Annotated in this window: 1 protein-coding gene; it reads left to right on the top strand. The window is 67.9% G+C overall.

The window, feature by feature from the left end; all coding sequences use genetic code 11:
• The coding region (gene ilvN / locus DVK00_RS20750) for an acetolactate synthase small subunit (protein WP_121578515.1) at nucleotides 1-527 on the top strand (527 nt) is incomplete at both ends.

Below are 527 nucleotides of genomic sequence, written 5' to 3'. Positions count from 1 at the left end.
CTGCAAGGCCCCGCGCCCGACGAGCGGCCGCACCCCGACGGCCGCCGCAACGCGCAGGGCATCCGCATCGACCCCGAAGCGGAATCGGAACACGAACCGCGGCGCGCGGTCTTTTCGGCCATCGTCGAGGACGAACCCGGCGTGCTCTCGCGCGTCGCCGGCCTCGCCGCCCGCCGTCAGTTCAACATCGAGAGCCTCACCGTGGGCCCGACGACAGTCGAGGACCACTCCCGCATCACGATGGTCGTCGAGGAGCCCGAACCGGGCATCGACCAGATCGAAAAACAGCTCGCGAAGCTCAAGCCCGTCATCTCCGTCGGCGAGTTGGACGACGACGCCGTTCGCGCGGAACTCGTCCTCCTGAAGGTCCGCGGCGAGGACCCCGACAAGGTCCACGCCATCACGGAGATGTACGACGGCCGCACCCTCGACGCCGGTCCCGAGACCATCACGGTCCAACTCACCGGTGACGAGCGCAAGATAGACGACGCCGTGGACGCGTTCCGGCGGTTCGGTATCATCGAAAT

It is taken from the genome of Haloarcula sp. Atlit-47R (assembly GCF_003665985.1).
In the GTDB taxonomy this organism is placed as follows: domain Archaea; phylum Halobacteriota; class Halobacteria; order Halobacteriales; family Haloarculaceae; genus Haloarcula; species Haloarcula taiwanensis.
Note: the sequence above shows the minus strand (reverse complement) of the source record. Positions and strands in the feature narration are given on the sequence as shown.